Source organism: Xanthobacter sp. BG11Y11_SDJG (assembly GCF_057364445.1).
In genome coordinates, this window is record NZ_JBNFNU010000269.1 from 1 (window position 1) to 6,097 (window position 6,097).

The 6,097-nt window shown below is 65.5% G+C and carries 6 protein-coding genes; all 6 read right to left on the reverse strand.

The features are described 5' to 3' along the window. Positions 1-65: 65 nt before the first annotated feature. The 6 genes from AC2W7M_RS18200 to AC2W7M_RS18225 all read right to left on the reverse strand — a co-directional run bounded on the left by AC2W7M_RS18200 (position 66) and on the right by AC2W7M_RS18225 (position 5,880). A complete protein-coding gene (locus tag AC2W7M_RS18200) occupies positions 66-1,241 on the reverse strand; it encodes a phosphoserine transaminase (RefSeq protein WP_486133827.1) in 1,176 nt (391 codons plus the stop codon). Positions 1,242-1,362: 121 nt separating this feature from the next. After that, the gene (locus AC2W7M_RS18205) at positions 1,363-1,761 is read right to left on the reverse strand and encodes a hypothetical protein (protein ID WP_486133828.1); all 399 of its coding nucleotides are present in this window, start codon (positions 1,759-1,761) and stop codon (positions 1,363-1,365) included. A gap of 245 nt (positions 1,762-2,006) precedes the next feature. After that, the gene (locus AC2W7M_RS18210) at positions 2,007-2,840 is read right to left on the reverse strand and encodes a metal ABC transporter permease (protein WP_486133830.1); all 834 of its coding nucleotides are present in this window, start codon (positions 2,838-2,840) and stop codon (positions 2,007-2,009) included. Positions 2,841-2,842: 2 nt separating this feature from the next. Next, positions 2,843-3,706, reverse strand: coding sequence for a metal ABC transporter permease (locus tag AC2W7M_RS18215; protein ID WP_486133832.1), 864 nt, complete (start codon positions 3,704-3,706; stop codon positions 2,843-2,845). Positions 3,707-4,042: 336 nt separating this feature from the next. Further along, positions 4,043-4,951 (reverse strand): manganese/iron ABC transporter ATP-binding protein, encoded by a 909-nt coding sequence (locus AC2W7M_RS18220; protein WP_486133834.1) that lies wholly within the window; start codon positions 4,949-4,951, stop codon positions 4,043-4,045. After that, on the reverse strand, positions 4,948-5,880 hold the full coding sequence (locus AC2W7M_RS18225) for a metal ABC transporter substrate-binding protein (protein ID WP_486133836.1): 933 nt from the start codon (positions 5,878-5,880) through the stop codon (positions 4,948-4,950). The genes AC2W7M_RS18220 and AC2W7M_RS18225 overlap by 4 nt, the downstream gene beginning before the upstream one ends. Between the last annotated feature and the right edge of the window lie 217 nt (positions 5,881-6,097).

A 6,097-nucleotide genomic window follows, 5' to 3' on the forward strand; every position in this document is an offset into this window, starting at 1 on the left:
GCTCCCGCGAACGGGAGAGGGACCAGGCGCGCCAGCGGCAACGTGCGCCCCGCGCCCCCTCGCCGTCACGCCGCCTTGGGCAGCGCGGACTTCGCCTCGTTGAAGGCCCAGTCGAGCCAGTGGGTCAGCGCCTCCACGTCGAAGCGCTCGACGGTGGCGCCGCACCAGATGCGCAGGCCGGGCGGGGCGTCGCGATAGGCGCCGATGTCGTAGGCGATGCCGCCCTTCTCGAGGCCCGAGGCGATGGCCTTGGCGAACGCCGCCTGGGCGTCGGCGGGCAGCGCGGTCACGTCCGCATCCACCACCTTCAGGCACACCGAGGTGTTGGAGCGCGTCACCGGGTCCTTGGCCAGGAAGTCCACCCAAGCGGTGCGATACACCCACTGGGCGATGGCCTCGAAGTTGCGGTTCGAGCGCGCCTGGAGCGCCGACAGGCCGCCGATGTTCTTCGCCCACTTGAGCGCATCGAGATAGTCCTCGACGCACAGCATGGACGGGGTGTTGATGGTCTCGCCTTCGAAGATGCCCTCGATCAGCTTGCCGCCCTTGGTCATGCGGAAGATCTTCGGCAGCGGCCAGGCCGGCTTGTAGGTCTCAAGCCGCTCCACCGCGCGGGGAGAGAGGATGAGCATGCCGTGCGCCGCCTCGCCGCCGAGCACCTTCTGCCAGGAGAAGGTGACCACATCGAGCTTGGCGAAATCGAGCTTCTGCGCGAACGCCGCCGAGGTGGCGTCGCAGATGGTGAGGCCGGCCCGGTCGGCCGGGATCCACTCGGCATCCGGCACCATGACGCCGGAGGTGGTGCCGTTCCAGGTGAAGACCACGTCGTGGGAGAAGTCGACCTGGGTGAGGTCGGGCAGCTCGCCATAGGGCGCCGAAAGGGTGCGCGCGTCAGTGAGCTTGAGCTGCTTGGCGACGTCCGTCACCCAGCCTTCGCCGAAGCTCTCCCAGGCCAGCATGTCCACCGGGCGGGCGCCGAGCATGGACCACAGCACCATCTCGACGGCGCCGGTATCGGAGGCGGGGACGATGCCGATGCGGTAGTCGGCGGGAACCTCAAGCACCTCGCGGGTGAGCTCGATGGCTTCCTTGAGCTTGACCTTGCCCACCTTGGCGCGGTGCGAGCGGCCGAGCGGCGCGTCGGAGAGCTGGTCCAGCGACCAGCCGGGGCGCTTGGCGCAGGGGCCGGAGGAAAAGTTCGGGTTTTCCGGGCGCGAGGCCGGAGCAGGATTCGTCGTCATGTCATCCATCCTTACAGATGGGCGCCTCCCGTTGGGGGGAGGTGTCCCGCGGATGGGGTTACGCCTGTGGGGTGGGGGCGTCAAGGAGGATAATGGGCCTAAGAAATTGTCATAGATTAACTTAATATTTTACCACCCAATCATGATAAATATCCCATAATTCACGGCATTCTAAATTAAATCTATCGTCACTCATCATCCACGGACCAATGCGTTTCGGATACCCCCGATCACGTTGTTCTTCGATACTATATTTTGGATTATAGACAATCCCGGATACGCGAATCTTATCAAATTTTGCCCACTGATCTATTTGTCCATAGCACCATAGTTGGACCTTTAAATTCGGCCACGGGCGCACAGGGCTAGGCGAGCATTTGAGTTCTAAAATATCAATCTCATTGGAGCGGGTATTCTTTAAAACAATATCCGGCCTCCCTTGTAGGGGTTCTCCATTTATAGACAAATTTGTAATAAAGAAATTATCATTTTCGCTATTTAACGGATCTCTGTGAATCAATTCACAGTCCGTTTTTGTCCTGCATGGACAGTCCGTTCTCGCGCTAATTTCATTAGCGCCTTTTCAAATCCCATACCTATCTGACGGCTTCTAATAAAAGAATTCTGGTTATTGCCGTTCATTCCATGAGAAATGTTAAATATCCAATCGGCGAATGCCGAAACCGTCGCTTGGCGATCTGTTGGCGGGTATCGCCGGGCCAAATCCAAAATTAGCTCATGTTCTAAGATCATGGTTGTGGTCAACTATATTTCATTCCCAGATAAAGATTTGACCATCACCCGCCCCCGCACGAACACCCCGACAAACACCGTCGTCATCAAGAGCACGATGGTCGGCGCCGGCGCGCTGTCGAGGAAGAAGGAGAGGTAGACCCCCGCCAGCGCGCAGGAGACGGCCACCAGAACCGCCGTCACCAGCATCCAGCCGAAGCGGCGGGTGACGAGAAACGCGATGGCGCCGGGCGCGATCAGCAGCGACACGGCGAGGATGATCCCCACCGCCTTCAGCGCCGCGACGATGGTCAGCGAGAGCATCACCAGCAGCCCGTAATGCAGCAGGGCGGTGTTCAGCCCCACCGCCTTGGCCTGGGCGGGATCGAAGGCGTTCAGCAGCAGGTCGCGCCATTTCGCCAGCAGCGCCAGCGTCACCAGGCCGGCGATGAGCGCGCTCTCGGCGATGTCGCCCCAGCTCACGCCCAGCATGTCGCCGAAGAGGATGTGGTCGAGATGCACGTCGGTCTGGATCTTGGTGTAGAGCACCAGCCCCAGCCCGAACATGCCGGAGAACACGACGCCCATCACCGTGTCCTCCTTCACCCGGCTGTTGTCCTTCAAGAAGCCGGTGGCGAGCGCGCACACCATGCCGGCGACGAAGGCGCCGAAGGCCAGCGGCAGGCCGGCGATATAGGCCAGCACCACGCCCGGCAGAACCGCGTGGGAGACCGCGTCGCCCATGAGCGACCAGCCCTTCAGCACCAGGAAGCAGGAGAGCAGCGCCATGGGCACCGCCACCACAGCGGCGATGACGAGCGCGGTGACGATGAAATCGAACTGGAAGGGCAGGAGCAGCGTCGCCATCCTCACGCCTCCCGCTTGAGCGCCAGCGCCGCCTGGCGCCGCGCCGCCAGCATGCCGTGCTTGGGGGCGAACACGAAGGCGGCGAGGAAGATCAGCGTCTGCAGCACGACGATGATGCCGCCGGTGGCGCCGTCGAGGAAATAGGACAGGTAAGCGCCGACAAAGCTGGTGCCGGCGCCGATGGCGACCGCAAGGGCGATCAGGCGCGGGAAGCGGTCGGTGAGGAGATAGGCGGTGGCGCCCGGCGTCACCACCATGGCGATCACCAGGAAGGCGCCGACCGTCTGCAGCGCCGCCACCGTGCAGGCGGCCAGCAGCGTGAAGAACATCACCTTCAGGGCCAGCGGATTGAGGCCGATGGTGCGGGCATGGCTCTCGTCGAAGAAGGTCACCATCAGGTCCTTCCAGAAGACGAGCAGCAGCCCCAGCGAGACGAAGCCGATCACGGCGAGCTGGAGCGTGTCCTCCGGGGTGATGGCGAGGATGTTGCCGAGCACGATGGTCTGCACGTTCACCGAGGTGGGCGAGAGCGAGACCATGAACAGGCCGAGCCCGAAGAAGGAGGTGAAGATCAGGCCGATCACCGCATCCTCCTTCAGCCTGGTGCGCTCCTGGAGGAACAGCATGGCGCCTGCCGCCAGCGCGCCGGAGAAGAAGGCGCCGATGGAGAAGGGCAGGCCCAGCATGTAGGCCCCCGCCACCCCCGGCACGATGGCGTGGGAGAGCGCGTCGCCGATCAGCGACCAGCCCTTGAGCATCAGGAACGCCGAGAGGAAGGCGCACACCGCGCCCACCAGCGCCGACACCCACATGGCGTTCACCATGTAGCCGTAGGAGAACGGTTCGAGGAGGAGGGAGAGGCTCATGGGCAGAACCCCTCCGCACGCGCGCCGTCATCCCCCGGCTTGACCGCGGGATCCACGGGGACGAGCCGGCGTACGCCGGCCAATGCCAGTGCATCGGCGGCGCGATGGATCCTCCGGTCAAGCCGGAGGATGACGCGCGGTGCCCCGGACAAGCGACAGCGCAGCTGGAGCGCCGATCCGGGGGCCAGGGGAAAGTCCTGCGCAGCAGGCAATCCGTCGCCGGCAGTGCCGGCAAAGAGCCGCCTGCGGCGACTTTTGCGCTGGGCCCCGGCTCTCCTTCCGCTGATCCGCTCCAGTCCGGCCGGGGCGCCCGGGTTTTCCCGTCACGTCCTCCCATCAGCCGAGCCCCTCGCTGGAGCCCGCGGTGCCGCTCTGGGCCGGGCGGTCGCGGTAGAGCACCAGGGGGCGCTCGTCGTCGGTGAGCACGCCGAGCGTGCCGGGGGTGGCGGCGTGGCTCTCGTCCAGCACGAAGTGGCGCAGCACGCCGCCGAACGCCTTCTCCAGGTTCGCCTGGGTGAAGATCTCGGACGTGAGGCCATAGGCCAGCACGGTGCCCTTCACCAGAACGGTGCGGTCGCAGAATTCCGGCACGCTGCCCAGATTGTGGGTGGAGACCAGCATCACCCGCCCTTCGTCGCGCAGCGCCTTCAGCAGGGTGATGATGGCGTCCTCGGTCTTCACGTCGACGCCGGTGAAGGGCTCGTCCAGGAGGATCACGCGGGCGTCCTGGGCGAGCGCGCGGGCGAGGAAGACGCGCTTCCTCTGGCCGCCGGAGAGTTCGCCGATCTGCCGGGTGCGGAACTCCAGCATGTTGACGCGGGCGAGCGCCGCCTCGACCGCCGCGCGGTCGGCCGGGCGGGGCATGCGCAAAAGGTTCATGTGGCCGTAGCGGCCCATCATCACCACGTCCTCGACCAGCACCGGGAAGGTCCAGTCCACCTCCTCCGCCTGCGGCACATAGGCGACGAGGTTGGCCTTCAGCGCCGCCCGCACCGGCTGGCCGAGGATCGAAATGGAGCCCCGCGCCGCCCGCACGAAGCCCATGATGGCCTTGAACAAGGTCGACTTGCCCGAGCCGTTCACGCCCACCAGCGCGGTGATGGTGCCGGTGGGAATCTCGAACGAGGCGTCGCGCAGCGCAGTGTGGCCGTTGCGGTAGGTCACGGTCACGTCGCGCACGCAGAGGCCGGAGCCGGCCGCGCCGGCATCGGCGGACGCCAAAGCGGGAGCGACCGGCGCGTTCACTGGGTCAGCCCCGCGCCGAGCCCCTTGGCGATGGTGCCGGTGGTCACCTGGAGCAGATCGAGATAGGTGGGCACCGGGCCGTCCGGCTCGCTCAGGGAATCCACATAGAGCACGCCGCCGTAGCGCGCCCCGGTCTCGCGCGCCACCTGCTCGGCCGGGGCGGGGGAGATGGTGCTCTCGGAGAAGATCACCGGAATCTTGTCGGCGCGCATCCGGTCGATCACCCGGCGCACCTGCTGCGGCGTGCCTTGCTGGTCGGCGTTGATGGGCCAAAGATACAGCTCCTTCAGCCCGAAGTCGCGGGCGAGATAGGAGAAGGCGCCCTCGCTCGTCACCAGCCAGCGCCGCTCCGGCGGCACCGTGTCGAGCCGGGCGCGGATCGGCGCCGCGGCGGCGCGGATCTTGGCCTTGTAGGCCTCGGCATTGGCGGCATAGGTGGCGGCGTTCTTCGGGTCGTATTTGGCGAAGGCGTCTCGGATGTTGTCCACGTAGATCAGCGCCGCCTCGGGCGACATCCAGGCATGGGGGTTGGGCTTGCCCTTGTAGGGGCCCTCGCCGATGCCCATGGGCGCGACGCCGTCGGACACCACGACGCTCGGCACGCCCTTCAGTCGGCTGAAGAACTTCTGGAACCAGAGCTCCAGGTTCAGCCCGTTCCACAAAATGAGGTTGGCGCCCTGGGCCTTGATGAGGTCGCCGGGGGTGGGCTGGTAATTGTGGATCTCGGCGCCGGGCTTGGTGATGGATTCCACGATCGCCGCGTCGCCGGCCACGTTCTTCGCCATGTCGGCGATGACGGTGAAGGTGGTCACGGCCTTGAATTTCGCTGGGGCCTTCTCCTCGGCGGCGGCGGGGCCGGCGGCGGTCAGGGCCGCCAGCACCGCGGCGAACGCAAGGCCGGGCAATAAACTGCGTGCGAGCAAGCACATCTGCGCGTCTCCGATGCTCCAAAGAACACCATCAAGATAGGCGATCAAAAATGCAATTGCAAATCATTCGCATTTAATTCGGCGCGGGCGCGCCCTGCTGCGGCCTTTCCGCGAGCGTCGCGTCGGCATCAGGGGTAGTCCCCGCGACCGTCCCGTTGGCCGCTGCCCTCGGGCCTGGCGCCGTCCGCCGGACCGGCGGCGTCCTCGGCGCGGCGAT

Excerpts from the sequence above, each read along its gene's own strand:
- AC2W7M_RS18210 (WP_486133830.1), bottom strand. The coding sequence starts at position 2,840 with ATGGCGACGCTGCTCCTGCCCTTCCAGTTCGATTTCATCGTCACCGCG.
- AC2W7M_RS18215 (WP_486133832.1), bottom strand. The coding sequence starts at position 3,706 with ATGAGCCTCTCCCTCCTCCTCGAACCGTTCTCCTACGGCTACATGGTG.
- AC2W7M_RS18200 (WP_486133827.1), bottom strand. The coding sequence starts at position 1,241 with ATGACGACGAATCCTGCTCCGGCCTCGCGCCCGGAAAACCCGAACTTT.
- AC2W7M_RS18225 (WP_486133836.1), bottom strand. The coding sequence starts at position 5,880 with ATGTGCTTGCTCGCACGCAGTTTATTGCCCGGCCTTGCGTTCGCCGCG.